The sequence below is a fragment of the Halobellus rufus genome, assembly GCF_000739575.1.
Classification (GTDB): domain Archaea; phylum Halobacteriota; class Halobacteria; order Halobacteriales; family Haloferacaceae; genus Haloquadratum; species Haloquadratum rufum.
This window is the reverse complement of the sequence record NZ_BBJO01000020.1, coordinates 1-17308: the sequence shown is the minus strand read 5'-3', so window position 1 is coordinate 17308 and position 17308 is coordinate 1. Positions and strand designations below refer to the sequence as shown.

Sequence of the window (17308 nt, the reverse complement as noted above, 5' to 3'; positions counted from 1 at the left end):
ACGGATCAGTTGCTATGCGAATGGGAAGATTCGTTATCGATACACACGTTCACGGCCAGCGCGTCGCCGTGAACTTCCAGGACAGGGAAGAACGACCGGACTACGCCACGCTCAGCCGCCTGATGTGGAACGCACAGGACGCCGACCGGGCCGACGACGACGCGGAGATCGTCACCTACCGAAACACGGACCGGCTCCTGTACGACATGGACCTGTACGGCGTCGATATGGTCTGTCTCCAGCCCGGGTTCGGGTTCAGCGACCGCCTCCACGGGAAGATGATCGAAGAGCACCCCGACAAGTTCGTCGCCTTCGCACACCCCTACGAGACGAACCGGAAGGCGGTCGCCGGCGAGGAGGAGTGGGACATCGACCGCGCCTGCGAGGAGATGGACGAACGGCTGAGCCAGGACGGTTTCGTCGGCATCGGCGAGATGCTCCCGTTCGACCCGACGATCACTGACCGCGCAGAGCGCGTCCCGTGGGAGGAGCGCCACGACCAGCTGCGGAAGATCTACGACGTCGCCGCGAAGCACGACGTGCCCGTGCGCTGGCACCCCGGCTCCGTCAACGGCGGCTACGAGCGCGACCCGAGCACGCTGCTGCCCGACCGACGCAGCATCAAGTACGCGATCGACCTGCACCTCGAGTACCCCGAGGTGCCGATCATCATCGACCACGGCGGCGTCCAGGGCAACTGGCGGAAGAACGTCGAGGAGTCCTGCAACGTCGCTGCGACGTACGACAACGTCTACATCGAGATCGGCAACTACTGGTCGGACCTCATCAAGCGGCCGATGAACGACCCGAACATCGGGGCCGACCAGTTGATCTGGGGCACCGACTGGGGGGCGTCGTGGATCGCGACGAACAACCCGGCGAACCGCTCGACCGGCGAGTACGACTACCCGCCGCAGCGGTGGACCCAGATCAAGAGCCGCGGCCTGCAGGCGCACCAGGCGGACGCGTGGGGCACCTCGATGCGGCAGATCGACAAGTACGCCCGCGAGGTCGACCTCCCCGCGGACGACCTCAACCTCATCATGGGCGGGAACATCTGCCGCCTGCTCGACATCGAACCGCCGCACAAGCGGCTCTTCCCGGAGTACATCTAAGCCGCCGCTATGCAGGTACCATCCAGAGTGACGCTGCCCGCGGTTCGGGAACTGTCGAGCAACGCCGCCGAGACCAACCCGAACCGGGTCGCGTTCGGGAACGGGAGCGCCGGCCGCGAGGTCACGTGGTCGGAGTTCGACGCCGAGAGCAACCGCGCGGCCAACGGGCTCCGAGCCCACGTCAAGCAGGGCGATCGGATCGCCTATCTCACCGAGGCGAGCGTCGAACAGACGACACTCTGGAACGCGGGCCTGAAAGCGGGGTGTATCGTCTCGAATCTCCACGTTCGCGGGTCGCCCGAATCGGTCCGGTCGTGCATCGAGTCCCTCCGGCCGCGCGTGCTCGTCGTCGACGAGGAACGCTCGGCGTTCGTCGAGGAGCACGTCCGCGGCGCGGTCGATACCGACCTCGCCGCGGTCGTCACGACGGGCGAGCCCCAGACCGAGTACGAGCGGTCGCTGTCGTCGCTCACGGACGGACAGCCCGCCGACGAGCCGGACGTCACCAGCGCCCCCGACGACGTCGCCGTCGTGATGTGGACCTCCGGGACGACCGGGAAGCCGAAGGGCTGGTGTCACACCAACCGCAGCCTCGTCCACCGCGCGATGAAGCTCGCGCACAAGAAGGGAACGACCAGACTGACGCGGGTGTCGAACTTCTTCACGCCGTCGTTCGCGGCGTGGTACTCGACGACGCTGCCGACGATGCTCGCGAACGGCTCCTCGTACTACGTGAAGCAGTGGAGCCCCGAGGCGTACGTCGAACTCGTCGAGGAGCGCTCGATCACCAGCTCGAATCTCGTGCCGACGATGTGGCGGGAGGTGCTGCGGTTGCCGGACCTCGACGAGTACGACCTGAGCAGCCTCGTGACGGTCGAATCCGGCGGGGAGACGCTCACGACGACCACGCTGGAGCAGCTCCAAGAGCACATCTCCCCGTCGGTCTCGCAGTCGTACGCCGCGACCGAGATCTGCGGGACCTACATCGACGCCGAGGAGATGGAGGGCGACCGCATCGACAGCGTCGGCAAGCCGCTCCTCGGCGTCCAGGTGCGCGTCGTCGAACGCGGCGGATCGCCCGAAGACGTCCTCGAACCCGGCGAGGTCGGCGAGATCATCGTGAAGTCCAGCGACGCCGCCGTTTGGGTCTGGGAGGACTCCGAGAAGACCCGGGAGTCCTTCGAGGACGGCTGGTGGTACTCCGGCGACCTCGGCTACCAGGACGCGGACGGCTACCTGTTCATCGAGGGCCGGGACGACAACATGATCCTCTCGAAGGGGATCAAAGTCTTCCCGACGCCCGTCGAAGAGCGCCTCAACGCCCACCCCGACGTCGTCGAGTCGGCGGTCTTCGGCGTCGAAGACGATGAGTACGGAGAGCGGGTGACGGCGGCCGTACACACGGCCGACGCCGACCTCACCGAGGAGGACCTCGACGAGTGGTGCTTACAGAGCGAGAGCCTCTCTCGATACGAGCGGCCGCGGGCGTATCACTTCTATCGGGACACCCTCCCCCGAACCGCCAGCGACAAACTGGATCGCGCGGCGATCAAAGCGCGCGCCGTCGAAGACACGTAGTCCGAAGAGCCGCCACAGCAGCGCCTCCGTCGGATCGGGGACGCCGATCGGCGTCCCGGCTGGGTATCGATCAAGCCGTCGACAATAGATTTATATTATAATAATCGTATCTGTGGGAGTATGGTAAATGGTACCAGTGGAGACCGTAGCTCCAGCACTACTCGTCGACGTCGATTTCTGAAATCCGCCGGCCTGCTCGGGGCCGTCGGCCTCGCGGGCTGTATGGGCAACGGCGGCTCCGGAGACGGGAGTTCGGGAGACGGCGGCAGCGACGGTGGCGACAGCGAGGGAAGCGGCGACAGCGGCGGCGAATCGACCGATTCCGGCTCGGAGAACGGCGGCGGGTCCGAGGAGACGCTCGTCATGGGGACGGCCTCCGAAGTGAGCGCGAACTTCGCGATGATGTCCGGCCTCGGCGGCGTCGTGAACGAGAACACCGACGACGTGTTCCTCGACGTCCGCCCGAGCGCCTCGATGGCCGCGAACATCGGCCGGATGGGCCGAGACGAGATCGACATCGGACTCATCGAGAGCACGACGGCACACGACGTCAACGAGGGGAACGAGCCCTTCGGCGACGTCGCCGTCGACCTCCGACAGATCGTTCACGGCTCCACCTCCGACTGGTTCCTCTTCACGGAGGACGAGTCGCTCTCGACGATCGACGATATCACGTCGGACCACTACGTCGCACCGGGTCCGTCCGGATCGCGCGTGACGGACATGGTCCGGCGCGTCCTCGAACTCGGAGGCATCGAGTACCAAGAGCGGAACGTGGGCTACGGTGATATGGGTGCCGCAGTCGCCGAAGGCCGCGTCGATGTCGCTCTCGGTGCGTTCACGAACGTACAGGTCGGAACGGTCACCCCCGGCTGGGTGCAGGAGATCAAGGGTACGGTCGACGCCCGACTGCTCGGACTCCCCGCGGAGCTCCAGAGCGAGATAAACGACGAGGGCTGGGGCAACTCCTTCGAGTTCGAGGTCGACCCCGAGGGGTGGGCGTACGTCCCCGACACGCCCCGGTCGATGTCGCAGGTGACGTGGCTCTACGGGACCGCGGAGACGTCGGCGGACGCGGTCTACACGACGCTGGAGACGATGTACGAGAACCGAGATTCGATGGGCGAGTACCACGAGCTCCTCTCGTTCTACACGAACGACGAGCACTGGACGCGAGAGCCGCACCCGGGCTTCTCGCTCCACCAGGGCACCGAGGACTTCCTCGAAGAGTACGGTCTTAACTAGACTCGCATCTGTTCTTTGAACGAAACAATGAGCTCATATTTACGTAGGGGGCAGCTCCGCCGGTTCAGCGACCGCGGCGTCTTTCTCTTCGGGCTCGCCCTGGGCCTGCTGTTACTGTACTACGCCGAGTCGTTCTACGGCGCGCGAGTGCGTCACACCAACCTGGTCCTCGGCCTGTGCCTGACAATCTTCTATCTGGGTCTCGTCCGGGACGCGCTCGATCCGGTCGAGGAGCTGTCGGGGACCTACCTGACTCACCTGTCCGACCGACTCGACCGGTCGTACGTCCGGTTCGTCAGACCGGTGTTGTTCGTCGCGCTGGCGGCCGTCTCGATGGTCGTGATGGTCTACATCGACGTTCACCACGTGCGCCTGATGGAGGAGGGGCCGATCGTCGGGTACCGGACGGCCGACTACGTGATCGGGGCGATCATCGTGTATCTCTGTACCGACGTCACGGTCCGCTCCTTCGGGAAGCTCATGGCGTCGATCGTTCCGCTCGGGTTCCTGTACGGGTACCTCGGGCCGTATCTGCCCGGAGCGCTCTATCACAGCGGAATGGGCACCGAGCAGTTGCTCCGACTGACGGTCCTCGGGATGCAGGGCGTCTACGGCTTCATCCTCCAGGTCGGTGCGACGTGGGTCGCGATATTCCTGCTGCTCGCCGGCCTGACCAAGGCCTACGGCATCCTCGATTACCTGATGGACGTGAGCAAGGAGGTGAGCAAACTGTTCAAGTCCGGCATCGTCCACGCGGCGGTGTTGGCCAGTCTGGCGTTCGGGTCGATCACCGGCGCGTCGGCGGCGAACACGGCGACGACGGGGAGCTTCACCATCCCGCTGATGAAGAATCAGGGCGTCGACAAGGGATACGCGGGCGGGATCGAAACGGTCGCCTCAATCGGCGGGCAACTCGTGCCGCCGATCATGGGCATCGCGGCGTTCATCATGGCCGACCTCCTGGGCCTTCCATACGTCAGAATCATCCAAGCTGGGCTCATTCCCGCGGTGCTGTTCTACTTCAGCATCGTCGTCTCGGTTCAACTCCTGATTTACAAGTTCGGCTGGCAGACCACCCGGGACGTCGACGACGTCGAGTACGGCGTCTTCTTGGAGATACTCTGGTACGTCGCTCCGTTCGCCGTGCTCATCTACTTCCTGGCGATCCTGCAGTACACGCCGCTGACGTCGGGGTACTACGCGACGCTGACGCTGATCGGCATCGTCGCGGTGAAGTACCTGGTCGAACAGCGCGCCGCCGGGGTCACAAACGCCGTCAGAGACACCGCCAAAGGGCTGAAAGTCGGTTCCGAGGAGATGGCGCCGCTGCTGGTGATCCTCGGTGCGATCGGGATCATCATCGCGGTGTTCACCCAGACCGGGTTCGCCCAGCGGCTGAACACGTTGATGATAAGCCTCGCCGGCGGGAGCGTCCTGCTCCTGCTGCTCCTGGCGATGGGCGTCAGCCTCATCTTCGGGCTCGGGATGCCGGCACCGGCCGCGTACGTCCTCGTGGCGTCGCTGGCGGGCGCGGCGATGGTCCGGTTCGGCGTGCAGGAACTGGTCGCGCACATGTTCGTCTTCTACTTCGCGATGTACTCCTCGCTCACGCCGCCGGTCGGCCCGTCGACGATCGTCGCCGCGAAGATCGCGGACGCGGAGTACATCGACACGGCGATCAAGTCGTCGAAGCTCGCGCTCTCGGGGTTCGTCATCCCGTTCATCTTCGTCGCCAACGACGTGCTGATCTACTGGGAGCTCCCCTCGACGCCCCTCGTGACGTTCAGCGTGCTGGCGGGTATCGTCGCGCTCTCGATGACCATCTTCGCGTACGACGGCAGCAGCCGTCTCTCGCTCGTCGGCCGGTCGATCTACGCGGTGCTGGCCGTGCTGGGGTTCTTCGGGACCTACCTGGGGCTCTTCGGTCTCACCACGCAGGTGGCGATCGGCGTCGCGATCGTCGTGCTCGTCCTCGCCACGTCCGTCGTGCAGGTCCCCGGCGTCTCGCGGATGTACGCGCAGTACCTCACGAAGCCGTCCCCCGCGGCCGACGGCGGTAACTGACGCGTTCCTCGCGGACGCGCCGCGTTTCGTTTTCGGATCGAGGCGGCGGGTTCGCTCCAAACATCACAGAAGTTAATTAAATTATTAAATAGGGTGGCTGCGCAGTGTGAGACGATGAAGTTAGGTCGATTTATCGTCGAGACGCACTGTCACGCACAGCGGCACGCGGTGAACGTCGAAGCGCAGGGTGACTCGAGTTACGGGAACCTGGCGAAGGCGATGAAGCTCGCGACGCCGGCGGAGGAGGCCGACGGCGACGAGGACGTCGTCATCTACGACAACTCCGATCGGGTCCTGCGGGATATGGACACCTACGGCGTCGATATGTGCGTTCTGCTCTCGGGGTTCGGGATGACGAACGAGATCAACAAGCAGATCATCGACGCGAACCCCGAGAAGTTCATCGCCGCCGCCGCCCCCGCACAGACGAAAAAGAAGGCGCTGCGCGGCGAGGAGGAGTGGTCCTGGGAGGCGGCCGCCGAGGAATTGGATTACTGGCTCTCCCAAGACGGCTTCCGGATGACCGGCGAAGGGATCCGCGGCGACCCGACCCGAACGGAGCCGATCGAGTGGAAGCAGCGCAAGAAGGACATGCGACACGTCTTCGACGTCGCCGCCGACCACGGCGTCCCCGTCCGCTGGCACACCGGCTACGCCTCGGGCTACGGCGGGAACCACCTGTTCAACCTCTACCCCGACTGGAGCGATCCGACGCTGGCGAGCCAACTGAAAGCCGAGTACCCCGACGTGCCGATCATCTTCGATCACGGCGGGATGCAGGCGGGGTGGCGCGAGGACTACGTCGAGAAGTGCTGTCAGGTGGCCGCCTCCTTCGACGACGTCTACCTCGAGATCGGTCTCTACTGGGCGGACCTGATGAAGAAGCCGTTGAACGATCCCAACATCGCGATCGATCAGATCCTCTGGGGCAACGACTGGGGGGCCTCGATGGTGCAGCACAGCCAGCCGAACGAGGATCCGCCGACGTTCTGGGAGCAGATCGAGAACCGCGGGCTGCCCGCCCACCAGCCCGATTACTGGGGGGCCGGGCTGCGGCAACTCCGGAAGTACGCGATGGAGCAGGACCTCCCCCAGGAGGAACTGAACCTGATTCTCGGCGGCAACGCCGTGCGGCTGTTCGACATCGACGTCGAGGACGACCGGATGTTCAGAAACTACGTCGACCTCTGAGGCGAGTCCACGGCGTCAGAGCTTCTGATAGTTCTCGTAGATGTTACTCTGAGACTGGTAAATTACATATTACTGAAAGTAACAAAACGAGACACAGACTGCATTAAATCTCGTATCGTTCACGAATATAAAATAAATTACAGTAGAGTACGAATAGTAAGATCTGAAATATAAAGAGCGGCCCGACGAGGACGGATACGGGGCCACTCGTCGTGACCAGCCGTCGAACTCGCTCGAACGCGGTTTCGCTGTCGTTTTACGACCGGGTCGCGCACTCGGCGTATGCGACTCGCACGGATCCAGACCCCGGACGGCCCCGTCACCGGCCGCTACGAGAACGGCGTCGTCGTCGCCGACGACGGGCGGTACACCGTCGGGCGCGACGGTGCGCTCACGTACCCCTGCACACCGTCGGCGCTGTACTGCGTCGGTCGGAACTACGCGGAGACGCTCGATCAGATGGACTACGACCGGCCGGAGGAGCCGGACTTCTTCATCAAGCCGCCGACGTCGCTCGTCGGACCGGAGCAACCGATTCGCTACCCGGCGTGGACCGAGGAACTGACGTACGCCGGAGAGCTCGCGGCGGTCGTCGACGAGCGCTGTCACGACGTCGCTCCCGAGGACGTCCCGGACGTGATTCGCGGGTACACGGTTCTCAACGACGTCGACGCCCTCGATCAGCAGGGCCGAACCGCGCGGAAGGCGTTCGACACCTCCGGTCCGCTCGGCCCGTGGATCGAGACCGACGTCACGCCGTACGACCTCGACATCCGAACCGAGATCAACGGCGAGGTGCGCCAAGACGCCAACACCGAACTGATGCTGTTCGATCCCTACGAGGTCGTCTCCTACCTCTCGCGGCGGTTCACGTTCCGCCCGGGCGACGTGATCGCCTTCGGCAGCCCCGCGAACCCCGGGACGGTCGACCCCGGCGACGAGATCGAGATCACCTACGAGGGCGTCGGCACCCTGCGGAACTCCGTCGTCGAACAGGCGTCCCGAGAGTGATCGGCGTCTCCGGGCGTGATCCCGGAGTGATCGGCGTCTCGGAAGCGAGTCACTCCGACGCGCCCGCGTACCCGGGCGGATCGACGAACGCGCCGTCGTCGAACTCGATCGGCGCTGGCTCTTCGACCACGCGGAGGTCGTCCCGGGTGCGGGCCTCCTCGACGAGCGCCTTCGACGCGACGAGCCGGTGGAGCCGCATCGTGTCCGGCGCGCGGAGGACGCGGACCGTCTCGGGATCGACGACCCCGATCGTCGAGAGCGCGGCGACCAGCCCCGCCCGGTCGGTCTCGACGACCGGCGGGAGGCGGACGCCGCGGATGGTGCTCGCGGTGAGCGCGTTGATCAGCGTCGTCGGCGCGTCGAGTTCTGCGACGATGTCCTCGTGGATCACGTCCGCGGAGCCGACGCCCATCGCGTTGCCGTGGGTCGTCTCCGTGAGCCCGCGCACGTAGATCCGCTTGATCCGGGGGCTCTCTGGCTCGGGCTCGTTGATCGCGAACGGCCGCCGTCCGATCACGTTCGTGTCCATCCCCTGCCCGCTGACGTCCTTGCCCTGCCGGTCGAAGACGACGACGTCGACCGCCTCGAAGGGGATCTTCGGCATAATCTCGTAGGCCGTCTCGAGCAGTTCGGTCTCCCGATCGAGGAAGCCGCCCGGCGGGACGCCCTCGAGGATCGCCGTGTCGTCGTGTTGGTCCTCGACGATCGCGACGCCGCCGACGACCGGGAGCTCCGCCAGCAGCCGCTCGGTGATCTCGGGGATCATCTCCCGCAGCGACCAGTCGACGGCCCAGTCGTGGGCGATCTTCGCGCCGCGCTGCTTTCCCATCCCGATGACGAGCATCTTCGAGAGGCCGCTCTCGACGACGCCGTCGAAGTCGGTGTGGGGCTTGACGCGGTTGATCGGAATGATGCCGTCGGCGGCGGCCGCGTTGGCGTCGGCGACGACTGGGACGTCGCGGTCGGGCGTGCGACCGACCTCGACGACGTCCATACTGGAGCGGATCTCGCAGCCGATCGCCTCCTCGGTGACGCCGAGTTCGTTGAGCATCTCGCGCTGACCCTCGCCGGTCGCGCCGCCGTGGCTCCCCATCGCCGGGAAGACGAACGGCTCGTAGCCCGCCTCGACGACTGCGTCGACGACGCCGGCGACGATCGCCGGCAGGTTCGCGATGCCCCGACTGCCGACGCCGAGGGCGACCTCCCCGCCCGCCGGGACCGACTCGAGCGGGAGCGCCGCGGCGGCCTCGGCCGCGCGGTCGCGGACGTCGTCTACGGGAATCGCGTCCGTCTCCCAGACCTGTTCGATCACGCCCGTCTCCGGCAGCGGCGGGTCGCCGCACGCCTCGAGGATCGTTGTCTCCGACACGGAAAGCGCACTGACGACGTCGTTTTGTTCCATACGGTTCTCTGTCCTCGTCCGATAATAAACGTGCCACACTCCGCGAACCACACGCCGGATCGAGAACGGACCGAGCGGCGCGGGAGACGACTGTTCGAGGCAGAAATATTATTTTGAACTAAATATAAATAAAAATACTATTTTTATCTTTTTGCTTCTGATTACTAGCTATGAGGATCTGAAGTCGCGATATTTTACATTTCCGTATTAAATGGGAATTTATTTTTTCGTCATTTTGTGAATTATATTAAGATGGTGTCACAACTGGCGGCAACGGGCACAGCGTAGAATACGGGTCGACGATGACTCAGTACAACAACTGACTGCAGGTCCCGCAGAGGTTCTCCTCTTTGACGTCGACTTCGCGGACCGTCGGGGAGAAAGACATCACGCACTTGCTGTTGTCGCAGTGTTCGAGGCCGAGCGTGTGACCGATCTCGTGGACGACCTCCTTGCGGACGCGGTCGGCGAACACTTCCGATTGGGGCTTCGTGGTGATGCCGCCGTCGGAGGAGGTCTGAAGCCGATGCGTCGAGATCACAGAGCCGTTGCCGTTCAGATACGCGAGGCCGAAGACGTAGTTTCGCCGCCGGTAGTAGAGGTCCTGAGAGGTGATGCCGATGTTCTTCTCGCCGTTTCCGACCCGGCTCGCCAGTTCGATGAACTGCTCGGCTCGGTACTGATTCCGGCTGCGGTCGAACGCGCCGTCGGGGATCGACTGTTCCTCCTGGACCGCGACCTCGCAGTCGTAGACCCCTCTCAGCGCGGCCGACGCCTCGCGCTTTACTTGCGCGGAGAGGTCCCCGATCGGCACGATGTCGACGAGCATAGAAGGGCTTAAGCGGGGCGGATTAATAAATACCCCGCCGTGGTTACGCCCCGTGATACCGCCCTCGTCTCCCGATTTTCGGCGTACGGCTCGGCGGTCGAAATCGGCGTCGGCCGACGTCCGGAGGTGGCGGTCGGCCTCGCCGATCGGGGGCTCTCGGTCACCGCCGTCGACGTCGCCGAGTTCGACGTGCCGCCCTCGGTCGCGTTCGTCCGTGACGACGTCGTCGACGCCGCGGCGCGCGACGATCCCGGCGACCACTACCGCGCGGATCTGCTCTACGGACTGAACCTCCCGCCGGAACTCCACCGCCCGACGCTGGCCGTCGCGACCGCCGTCGACGCCGATTTCCTGTTTACCACGCTCGGGTACGACTCGCCGTCGGTGTCGTGTTCGACGGAGTCGCTCGCGGAGGGCGAGACGCTCTACGTCGCTCGCGAACAGAGTTGATTTCGGAGCGGAATCAGCAGAGCGGAATCAGCAGAGCAGAAAAGAATCAGCGGAGAGACGGAGAGCGGGCACAACGAGCGGCCTCTCTCACTCGACGTCGATGTGGTGAGAGCCCTCGTCCTCGACGTGCAACTTCGGCAGCGTCACGGAGAGGACGCCGTTGTTGTACGTCGCCGACGCGTCGTCGGGACGGACTGCCGCGGGAAGGCGGATCGAGCGTCGGATCGTGTCGGAGCGGCGTTCGCGGTGGACGTAGTGTTCGTCCTCCTCCTCGGCCGATTCCGAACGGGACGCCTCGATCGTCAGCACGTCGTCGGTCACCGAGAGGTCGATGTCGCTCTTCTCGAATCCCGGGAGATCGACGAGCGCGACGAACTCGTCGTCGTCCTCGCGGAGGTCGATCGCCATCTCGCGGCCGAACGCTCGGCCGCCGTCGAACTGGCGGCTCATCTCCTCGAACTGCCGGGACATCCGGCCGAAGAGGTCGTCAAACTCGAAGTCGTCGAAACTGGGGGAACGTCTCATCATTGAATTTCACCGAGGTAGAGATACACCCTGTGAGATAATAAAGCAGACAGGAGCTGTGATTGCAGATCGCACGGTTCCGTCGCTCAGATTCGGACTATCGGCAGTTCAGACGGCACGTGGGTTAGCAAGCGCGTAGAGGTCAGTAGAGCACGTGCCGCTTATCGTAGGACCCGAGACGCTTCACCCAGCCGTTCTCGGCGATCTCCTCGATGTCTTCGAGCGCCTCCTGGGCGCGGTCCTCGTAGAAGCCGGCGTCGAAGTCGATGTGGAAGAGGTAGTCGCCGAGGCGGTTGCCGCTCGGTCGCGACTCGATCCGCGAGAGGTTGATGTCGCGCTCGGCGAACGCTTCGAGCAGTTCGAGCAGGAGCCCGGGGTAGTTCGCGTTCGGGTAGACGACGATCGTCGACTTGCCGCCGCCGTCGGCGCGCTCTTCGGCGGGCGCGATGACCAGGAATCGCGTCGCGTTCGAGGAGCGGTCCTGGATGTCTTCGGCGATGACGGTCAGGTCGTCGCCGGCGTTGTCGGGGTGGCCGATACCGGCGACCGTCGGGTCTTCGCGGGCGTACTCGACGCCGCGGGCGGTGCTCGTGACCGGTTCCAACTCGGCGTCGGGGTACTCCCGTTCGAGGTAGGAACGACACTGCGCGAGCGCCTGCGAGTGGGAGGCGACCGTGTCGAAGTTCGCCGACTGCGCGAGGAGGGCGTGTCGGATGGGCGTGACGATCTCCTGGACGACCGCGATGTCGGCGTTCGCGATGGCGTCGAGCGTCTCCGTGACGCTCCCCTCGATGCTGTTTTCGATCGGGACGACGCCGCGCTCGTAGGCGCCGCTGTCGACGGCCTCGACGATCCCCGAGACCGACTCGCGGAACACGACGTCCTCGTCGACGGCGCGGGCGGCGCGGTGGGAGTACGTTCCTTCGGGCCCCAACGTGACTACCTGCATAGGCCGGTCTACTCCACGGGATCCTAAAAGCCCGTCGGGGACGCCCGCCTCGGAGCCGTCGGCGAAAAACCGCTGTGGGAAGCCCGGGCGGTCAGCGCGAGGTCACTGCTCGGCGCAGTACTCGACGAAGTTCCGCAGGATGCGAAGCCCGGTCTCGCCGGACTTCTCCGGGTGGAACTGGGTCCCGAAGACGTTGCCCGCCTCGTTGGCGATCACCGCCGGGAACGACACCCCGTAGTCGGTCGTCGCGACCACGGCGTCGGGGTCGTCGGGTTCGGCGTAGTAGGAGTGGACGAAGTAGGCGTACTCCCCGTCGACCCCGTCGACGAGCGGGTGCTCGCGCTCGACGTTCAGTTCGTTCCAACCCATGTGCGGGACCTTCTGACCCTGCGAGAACCGGACGTTGGTTCCGGGGACGAAATCGAGCCCCTCGACCTGTCCCTGACCGGCGTGGTCGGCCTCCTCGCTCGTCGTCAGCAGCATCTGCATCCCGAGGCAGATGCCGAAGATGGGCTGACCTCGCTCCGCGGCGGCCGCCAGCGGCTCGCGGAACGGCCCGGCGTTCTCCATTCCCTCGCTGAACGCGCCCACGCCCGGGAGGACGATCCCGTCGGCCGCCTCGAAGTCGGCCGGATCGTCGGTCACCGAGACCGACGCGCCGGCGCGTTCGAGCCCCCGCTGGGCGCTTCGGAGGTTTCCGAGGCCGTAATCCACGAGGACGACATCTGCCAGCGTCTGAACGCTCATACGTGCCGCTTCGCGGCGGCGGGTGAAATCGTTTCCGACACTCTCGGCGGGCGAACCGCCCCGGCGTCGAGCGGTCCCGCGTCGCTCAACCGCGCGCCAATCGCGTTCAGAAGTCCCCGAGGTTCGCCTGACCGCCGTCGCTCTCGCCCACGCCCGCGAGGTCGACCGCGTGCGCGATGGTCTCGAAGAACGTCTCCCGCTGGCTGCCGTCGTAGAGCGTCGCAGCCGGGTGCACGGAGACGACCGCGCGGTAGCTCCGCTCGCCGAGACGGACGTCGACGACGTCGCCGGCTTCCTTCGTGACGGCGACCGAGCGCTCCAGCAGGTGCTCGGAGGGGACCTTCCCCAGCGTCACGACGAGTTCCGGATCGACCAGCGCGAGTTCGCGTTCGAGGTAGCCCTTGCAGTTCGCGAGCTCCTCGCTCGTGGGGTCGCGGTTGTCCGGGGGCCGACAGCGGACGCAGTTCGTGATCCGAACGTCGGCGCGAGCGAGTCCGGCGTCGCGGAGCGCGTCGTCGAGGATGCTCCCGGAGCGACCGACGAAGGGCTCACCCTGCTCGTCCTCGTTCGCCCCGGGCGCTTCCCCGAGGAAGAGGAGGTCGGCCTCGCCGGGGCCGACGCCGTTGACGATCTGCGAGCGCGACTCGACGAGTTCGGGGCAGCGTTCGCACGCGTCGACTTCGAGTCCCTCCATCGTCCCGTCGGTGCCGCCGTCGGCGAGCGTGTCAGTCTCCGCGTCAGTCATACCGGATGGGTGCACGGCGGTGACTTACCCGTGACGGTCCGAGGCGTTCGAGGCGGAGTGGCTACTGCGTCCCCTCCGCACGCCACTGCCGGGCGGCCCGCGCCGCGAGACGCGCGACGCGGATCGGTTCCGGACGGCCGCCGGCGGGCGTGTACGCGCGGACGACGCTCGCGACGTCGTCGCCGCTGTTGGCACTCCTGACGAACACCGTCTCATCGTTCACGCGGAGGGGGCGGCGCGGCGGCAGTCGCTCGTAGAGCGAGAGCCGGGCGTCGAGCGCGTCGCCCTCGAAGTGCTCGGCGAGCGCGGGACCGAGCCCCGGGCTCTCCTCGAACGAGACCGAGAGGACCGGCCGCTCCGTCGCGTCGGCGATCCGATCGAGATCGAGGAGGTTGAACCACGCGGGCGCGACGCCGGAGACCAGCAGGTACTGGACGTCCTCGCGGTCCAAGCGGTGGAACAGCCGACGGACCGCGTCCGTGGCGTCGAGGCCGCCGACGGTGGCCGTCGCGAAGGCGACGCCGTCGACGACGCGGTCCGCACGGACGACAGCTCCGCAGAGAACGCAGCGACCGCTCGACTCGTCGGTCGATTCCGCGATACCGAGCGCCCGCGTGCCGGGTTTCACCGGCGAGTCACCCCTCCTGACGGCGCCGGGCGGTCGCCGTCACTCCTCCTCGTCTTTGATGTCTTTGAGCCGATCGAGGAGTTCGTCGTTCGAGGCACCGATCTCGAACTCGACGTCGCCGCGGTGCTCCGCTTGGGAGGTCGCGACCCCGTCGCCGTCGTCGAGATCGGTGTCGTAGTCCTGGTTCTCCTGTTCGGACTCGTCGTAGCTCCCAAATCCCATACAGTGTGTGATAGGGAATCGACCGACAAAAAACACACGCAGGATTCACCGGGTATATCGGACGCAGCAGGGGTGGATACCCTGCACGTGGCCGAAACCGGCACGGTAGCGTCTGCAAGAGTGCTCATCCGATCGCACGCTGTCGTGCCATCGAGTGAACGAAGACGTGCAAACGCGACTATAGCACAGCGCTCCATCGACGCGGTGAGTAGGGCGAGCAATCGGCACCCGCTCGCGACGACGCCCGTGCCTCCGCCGTCGCAGTCGCTCCCGCGTCGACGTGCCGAGTTATCGCGACCCGACGCGGGGTACGGTTCGACGCATACGCCGCGTGGCCGCTCGCTCGTATATAAACGCTCGCGGTGGCCGGGGAAGAGCACCCATCGAAAGCGGTACGGGTCTCGCCCCCGGCCGAGGCTTTTTCGTCGCCGGCCGGCGAACGCCGAGGTATGGAAGTCCACACGGTCACCGAGGACGCGACGGAGTTCACCTGCAACGCGTACCTGCTCGACGGACCCGATCCGGTCCTCGTCGACGCGGGGACGATGCCGGGCGTCGAGGACGTGATCGGCGAGCACGTCGACGACCTCTCGGCGGTCTATCTCACCCACCAGCACCGCGACCACGTCGGCGAACTCGACGCCGTCTTGGACCGGTTCGAAGCCGACCTCTACGCCTACGGCGATCATCCGCGACGGACCGCGGGGCTCGAAGACGGGCAGGTAGTCGACCTCTGCGGCGAGTCCTACGAGGTGGTGTACACGCCCGGCCACGCCGACGACCACGTCGCGCTCGTCGGCGATACCCGAGTGTTCAGCGGCGACGTCGTCGTCTACAACGACGGCGCGTTCGACGACGGGAGCTTCGGTCGGACCGACCTGCCCGGACAGTCCCGCGAGCGACTCATCGAGAGCCTGGAGACGCTACTCGATCGGCTCCCCGACACGGTAGAAGCGCTGTACGCCGGCCACGGTGACGTCTATCGCGCCGATCCGGACGGCGGAAACGATTCGGTCCGCGACGTGATCGAGCGGGCGCTCGAACGGGCCGAGCGTCGCGAGCCGAAATACCCCGAGGAGTAGCGCGTTTCGCGGCTTACGCTGCGCGTCGTTCCTTCGACTTGGGTCGAAGCTTCTTGTAGCCGCACTTGCGGCAGGCCTCGGCGCGCTTCGGGTTGCGGGCGTTACAGCGCATACAGATCTGCTTGTCCAGAATCCGGTCGACCGCAGCTTCGTTCTTAGCCATACGGGTGGCTTCCGGACGCGGGAGTATAACGCTTGCGAGACGAGCGATACCCGGTGAGGCCGTCGCCGGAGAGAGACGCACCGGGGGCGAGACGGCCCGACAGCGGGACGGGCGGTCCCCGAAGCCGGGCCCGATTACGCGCCCGCCGGCTGTGCTGCGCCTTCCAGCGCCGACTCGATGTCTTCGCGCTGGGTGAAGCCGACGAAGCGGTCGACGATCTCGCCGTCGCGCTCGATCACGATCGTCGGGAGCGAGCGGACCTGATACTGATTCGCGACGTCCTGTTCCTCGTCGACGTCGATCTTCGCGAACTCGACGTCGCCGTATTCGGCTTCGAGCTCCTCTAAGATCGGATCTTGCTTCTTGCAGGGGCCGCACCAATCGGCGTAGAAATCGAGTACTCGGACGGTCATCGTGTGCGTAGCGACGTTGCGCGGGGCGTCGCATAAGCGTTTCCACCGCGGGAATTAGCGCCCTGTTTCCGACGCCGGCGGGGCGTCGGAACCGGAGCCGAGAGCCGCGGGCGCTACCCGCGAGAGCCGCATCGCGTTCGCGGTCACGCCGACGGTCATCCCCGCGTCGCCGGCGAGGACGGCCAGCCAGATGGGGACGTAACCGAACGGCACGGCGATGGCGAGTCCGGCCTTCACGCCGAGGCTCGCCCAGATGTTCTGCCGGATCACGCCGTTTGCGTCCCCCGCGAGTTCGTAGAGGTACGGGAGCTTCGAGAGGTCGTCGCCCATCAGCGCGACGTCCGCCGTTTCGAGGGCGGTGTCGGTCCCGGCCGCGCCCATCGCCACACCGACCGTGGCGGTCGCGAGCGCCGGCGCGTCGTTGATGCCGTCACCGACCATCGCCACGCCGCCGTCGTGCTCGTCAATGAGGTCGTCGACCGCGGCGACCTTCTCGTCGGGGAGGAGCTCCGCGCGGAAGTCGTCGACGCCGACCTGCTCGGCGATGGCGCGGGCGGTCCGCTCGTTGTCGCCGGTGAGCATCACCGTCCGCTCGACTCCGAGGTCCTTCAGCCGGCGCACCGTTTCGGCGGCCTCGGGCCGGACCTCGTCGGCGACGGCGACGACTCCCTCCAGTTCGTCCTCGGTGCCGACGAGGACGACCGTCTTGCCCTGCGACTGGAGTTCCGGGACCGTCTCCTCGAGCAGGTCGAGGCAGCCGTTGCGCTCGCACATCGCCCGCGCGGTCCGGGTGACGACGCCGCCGTCGGTCGTCGCGTGGACGTGCGAGAGGTCGAAGCCGAGTTCCTCGAACAGCCCCGGCTTGCCGGCGTAGTGGGTCGTCCCGTCGAGGTCCGCGCGGACGCCCTTGCCGGTGATGCTCTCGAAGTCGTCGATGTCGCGGGTCTCG

Annotated in this window: 18 protein-coding genes and 1 pseudogene; 8 read left to right on the top strand and 11 right to left on the bottom strand. The window is 66.0% G+C overall.

The features are described from left to right. Positions 1–20 precede the first annotated feature (20 nt). From ACP99_RS09265 to ACP99_RS09240, 6 genes are all read left to right on the top strand, one after another. Positions 21–1115, top strand: coding sequence for an amidohydrolase family protein (locus ACP99_RS09265; RefSeq protein ID WP_049986335.1), 1095 nt, complete (start codon positions 21–23; stop codon positions 1113–1115). Between the two features lie 9 nt (positions 1116–1124). Then, complete coding sequence (locus ACP99_RS09260; RefSeq protein ID WP_049986334.1) at positions 1125–2693, top strand: class I adenylate-forming enzyme family protein; 1569 nt, start codon at positions 1125–1127, stop codon at positions 2691–2693. 120 nt (positions 2694–2813) lie between these two features. Next, positions 2814–3938, top strand: coding sequence for a TAXI family TRAP transporter solute-binding subunit (locus ACP99_RS09255; protein ID WP_081927355.1), 1125 nt, complete (start codon positions 2814–2816; stop codon positions 3936–3938). Between the two features lie 27 nt (positions 3939–3965). Beyond that, positions 3966–6002 carry a TRAP transporter permease gene (locus tag ACP99_RS09250; RefSeq protein ID WP_049986332.1) on the top strand — a complete coding sequence of 679 codons (2037 nt, stop codon included), beginning with the start codon at positions 3966–3968 and terminating at the stop codon, positions 6000–6002. Positions 6003–6116: 114 nt separating this feature from the next. Further along, on the top strand, positions 6117–7193 hold the full coding sequence (locus ACP99_RS09245) for an amidohydrolase family protein (protein ID WP_081927353.1): 1077 nt from the start codon (positions 6117–6119) through the stop codon (positions 7191–7193). 282 nt (positions 7194–7475) lie between these two features. Next, a complete protein-coding gene (locus tag ACP99_RS09240) occupies positions 7476–8204 on the top strand; it encodes a fumarylacetoacetate hydrolase family protein (RefSeq protein ID WP_049986330.1) in 729 nt (242 codons plus the stop codon). Between the two features lie 49 nt (positions 8205–8253). On the opposite strand, the gene ACP99_RS09235 is transcribed toward ACP99_RS09240, so the two are convergent. Both ACP99_RS09235 and ACP99_RS09230 read right to left on the bottom strand, forming a co-directional pair. Further along, complete coding sequence (locus tag ACP99_RS09235) at positions 8254–9606, bottom strand: hypothetical protein (RefSeq protein ID WP_049986329.1); 1353 nt, start codon at positions 9604–9606, stop codon at positions 8254–8256. Between the two features lie 307 nt (positions 9607–9913). Next, a complete protein-coding gene (locus ACP99_RS09230; RefSeq protein ID WP_049986328.1) occupies positions 9914–10435 on the bottom strand; it encodes an archaemetzincin family Zn-dependent metalloprotease in 522 nt (173 codons plus the stop codon). A gap of 39 nt (positions 10436–10474) precedes the next feature. Here ACP99_RS09230 and ACP99_RS09225 point away from each other — a divergent pair, with 39 nt between their 5' ends. Then, entirely contained in the window at positions 10475–10885 is a 411-nt protein-coding gene (locus ACP99_RS09225) for a UPF0146 family protein (RefSeq protein ID WP_049986327.1), read from the top strand. 87 nt (positions 10886–10972) lie between these two features. Here ACP99_RS09225 and hsp14 read toward each other — a convergent pair whose 3' ends face one another. The 6 genes from hsp14 to ACP99_RS09195 form a co-directional block, all read right to left on the bottom strand. After that, complete coding sequence (gene hsp14 / locus ACP99_RS09220; RefSeq protein ID WP_049986326.1) at positions 10973–11413, bottom strand: archaeal heat shock protein Hsp14; 441 nt, start codon at positions 11411–11413, stop codon at positions 10973–10975. Positions 11414–11552: 139 nt separating this feature from the next. Continuing rightward, entirely contained in the window at positions 11553–12359 is an 807-nt protein-coding gene (gene pheA / locus ACP99_RS09215; protein ID WP_049986325.1) for a prephenate dehydratase, read from the bottom strand. A gap of 102 nt (positions 12360–12461) precedes the next feature. Then, positions 12462–13106: an imidazole glycerol phosphate synthase subunit HisH gene (hisH, locus tag ACP99_RS09210; RefSeq protein ID WP_049986324.1), complete on the bottom strand. Its 645-nt coding sequence runs from the start codon at positions 13104–13106 to the stop codon at positions 12462–12464. A gap of 106 nt (positions 13107–13212) precedes the next feature. Next, complete coding sequence (locus ACP99_RS09205; protein WP_049986323.1) at positions 13213–13851, bottom strand: uracil-DNA glycosylase; 639 nt, start codon at positions 13849–13851, stop codon at positions 13213–13215. 61 nt (positions 13852–13912) lie between these two features. Continuing rightward, complete coding sequence (locus ACP99_RS09200; RefSeq protein WP_049986322.1) at positions 13913–14479, bottom strand: endonuclease dU; 567 nt, start codon at positions 14477–14479, stop codon at positions 13913–13915. Between the two features lie 39 nt (positions 14480–14518). Beyond that, positions 14519–14701 carry a DUF5786 family protein gene (locus ACP99_RS09195; protein ID WP_049986321.1) on the bottom strand — a complete coding sequence of 61 codons (183 nt, stop codon included), beginning with the start codon at positions 14699–14701 and terminating at the stop codon, positions 14519–14521. A gap of 449 nt (positions 14702–15150) precedes the next feature. On the opposite strand from ACP99_RS09195, the gene ACP99_RS09190 reads away from it, so the two are divergent. Then, positions 15151–15783, top strand: a complete 633-nt coding sequence (locus ACP99_RS09190; protein ID WP_049986320.1) for an MBL fold metallo-hydrolase — start codon at positions 15151–15153, stop codon at positions 15781–15783. A gap of 13 nt (positions 15784–15796) precedes the next feature. Here ACP99_RS09190 and ACP99_RS19160 read toward each other — a convergent pair whose 3' ends face one another. From ACP99_RS19160 to ACP99_RS09180, 3 genes and pseudogenes are all read right to left on the bottom strand, one after another. Next, on the bottom strand, positions 15797–15946 hold the full coding sequence (locus ACP99_RS19160; protein ID WP_081927351.1) for a 50S ribosomal protein L40e: 150 nt from the start codon (positions 15944–15946) through the stop codon (positions 15797–15799). A gap of 134 nt (positions 15947–16080) precedes the next feature. Beyond that, positions 16081–16365: pseudogene (trxA, locus tag ACP99_RS09185) on the bottom strand (thioredoxin); the annotation flags it as partial. Between the two features lie 48 nt (positions 16366–16413). Continuing rightward, on the bottom strand, positions 16414–17308 hold an 895-nt coding region (locus ACP99_RS09180; protein WP_156105639.1), incomplete at its 5' end, for a heavy metal translocating P-type ATPase.